A 2,698-nucleotide genomic window follows, 5' to 3' on the forward strand; every position below is an offset into this window, starting at 1 on the left:
CTGATCGCCTACCTGCGCGCCGAGGTCAGACGCCGTCAGGAACAAGGCCTATTACCCGGGCAGCAGGTTCCGCCTACTGACGAGTAGGCTCTGCCGCGTGACGGAGCGGACTCTGGTGTTGGTCAAGCCCGACGGTGTGAAGCGACACCTCGTGGGTGAGATCCTCAGCCGAATCGAACGAAAGGGCCTGACCATCGCGGCCCTCGAACTGAAGACGGTGAGCGACGACCTCGCCCGGCAGCACTATGCCGAGCACGAGGGCAAGCCGTTCTTCCCGTCGCTGCTGGAATTCATCACGTCCGGTCCGGTCGTAGCCGCGATCGTGGAAGGTCCGCGGGCTGTTGCGGCGTTTCGCCAGCTCGCCGGGGCGACCGATCCGGTCGAGAAGGCAACTCCCGGCACCATCCGCGGTGACCTGGCACTTGTCACCCAGGACAACCTCGTCCACGGCTCGGATTCACCCGATTCTGCGGTCCGCGAAATCGAACTCTGGTTCCCCGGTCGTTAGCTGAAGCGGCCGGTTCGTCGGTTTCACCGCGGCGGTGTGGGATACTGGCCTCGGGTGACCTGCTCCACAGTGGGGCTGTCGCCCGGATGAAGACTTAAGACGTGCGCGACCACCTAGGAAACTTTCCGAGTGCGGCGCGGAGTCCAGTCATCATTCAGCCAGGCACTGAGGGTTCCCAACGAACCGCTCGGAGCGAGACCACAACAAGCTCGGGAGAAGTCCCCGGGCCCATAGCGGAAGCCCTCGCGTGGCCGCGTCGATCAAGACGCGCCCGGGGGCTTGAGGAGAGTAAGTGGCCGACGATGCCCAAATCGCAGACCTATCCGAAAACGCCCAGCAGGACGAGGGCGCGCAAGCTCAACTGAGCATGGACTCCGCTCCTGCGGAGGATTCGGACCCAGGTGCCGTCCAAGCTGCCGTGGAGGCGGGCGACGACGTCGAGCCCGAGGCCCCTCTGGAAGACACGGCCCCCCTGGATGACACGGCGCCCCCGGAAGACACGGCCCCCCTTGAAGACACGGCGCCCGTGGAGGACGCCACTCCTGCGGAAGCCGCGCCGCCCGAAGCCGTTGGGCCCGCATTCGTCGACGCAGCCCAGGTCGAGGAAGAACCCGAATCCCGGCTGATGCTCGAGTCTGCCGCACCCAGCAGTCCGGAACCGGCTGCATATATGCCGTTGTTCGTCGCTCCGCAGCCCGTCACGTTCGTGCCAGTGGTGCGCGAGGAGGAGGACGGCGACGAAGACGACGAGGACACGGCGGGCGACGACGTCGACGAAGACGACGACCAGGGTGAGCGGCCGGCCAACCGCAGGCGGCGCCGCGGCAGGCGCGGTCGCGGCCGGGGCCGTGGCGAGCAGAGTGCCGACGACGACGGAGATGACGACGAGGCGGGCGACAAAGCCGAGTCCGACGACGACGCGGATGACTCCGACGACGACGGCGCCGATGACGACGGCGGCTCAGGCGACCCGGCCAACCGACGCCGCCGTCGCCGCAGGCGGCGCAAGTCCAGCGGGGGCGAGGGCGGCGAGGCCGCTTCGCCGGACGATCCGCCGAACACCGTCGTCCACGAGCGGGCGCCGCGCAGCGGGGGCAAGGCCGACAAGCCCGACAAATCCGACGAGATCCAGGGCATCGCGGGCTCGACCCGGCTGGAGGCCAAGCGTCAGCGCCGTCGCGACGGTCGTGACGCGGGACGCCGCCGCCCGCCGATCCTGAGCGAGGCCGAGTTCCTGGCCCGCCGCGAAGCCGTCGACCGGGTGATGGTGGTCCACGACAAGGTCCGCACCGAACCGCCGCACGAGGGCGCCCGCTACACGCAGATCGCCGTGCTCGAGGACGGCGTCGTGGTCGAACACTTCGTCACCTCGGCTGGATCTGCGTCGTTGGTCGGCAACATCTACCTCGGCATCGTGCAAAACGTGCTGCCGTCCATGGAAGCCGCGTTCGTCGACATCGGCCGCGGCCGCAACGGCGTTCTATACGCCGGTGAAGTCAACTGGGAGGCCGCCGGACTCGGTGGCTCACAGCGCAAGATCGAACAGGCGCTCAAGCCCGGCCAATACGTCATCGTGCAGGTGAGCAAGGACCCGGTCGGGCACAAGGGTGCCCGGCTGACCACGCAGGTGTCGCTGGCCGGGCGCTACCTGGTTTACGTGCCTGGTGCATCGTCGACCGGGATCAGCCGCAAGCTGCCCGACACCGAGCGTCAGCGGCTCAAGGAGATCCTGCGCGAAGTGGTCCCCGCCGACGCAGGCGTCATCATTCGAACCGCGTCTGAGGGTGTCAAGGAAGCCGACATCCGCACCGACGTGAACCGGCTGCAGGAGCGTTGGACCGAGATCGAGGCCAAGGCCACCGACGTCACCGGGAAGGCCGCGGGCGCCGCGGTGGCGCTCTACGAGGAGCCGGACGTCCTGGTCAAGGTCATTCGCGACCTGTTCAACGAGGACTACTCCGGACTCATCGTCTCGGGTGACGATGCCTGGAAGACCATCGACGACTACGTGAACACCGTGGCGCCCGAGCTCGTACCGCGGATGACGAGGTACGAACCCGCTTCACCGGACGGGCCCGACGTGTTCGCGGTCCACCGGATCGACGAACAGCTGACCAAGGCGATGGACCGCAAGGTGTGGCTGCCGTCGGGCGGCACCCTGGTGATCGACCGCACCGAGGCGATGACCGT

2 protein-coding genes are annotated in these 2,698 nt (G+C 67.8%); both read left to right on the forward strand.

Features of this window, described 5'->3' with window-relative positions:
- Positions 1 to 97: 97 nt before the first annotated feature.
- Positions 98 to 508: a nucleoside-diphosphate kinase gene (gene ndk, locus VFG33_RS08035; protein ID WP_325024023.1), complete on the forward strand. Its 411-nt coding sequence runs from the start codon at positions 98 to 100 to the stop codon at positions 506 to 508.
- Between the two features lie 526 nt (positions 509 to 1,034).
- Positions 1,035 to 2,698 (forward strand): ribonuclease E/G (locus VFG33_RS08040; RefSeq protein ID WP_325024025.1); only part of this gene is annotated, 1,664 nt, incomplete at its 3' end.

It is taken from the genome of Kribbella sp. (genome assembly GCF_035687465.1).
Lineage (GTDB): Bacteria > Actinomycetota > Actinomycetes > Propionibacteriales > Kribbellaceae > Kribbella.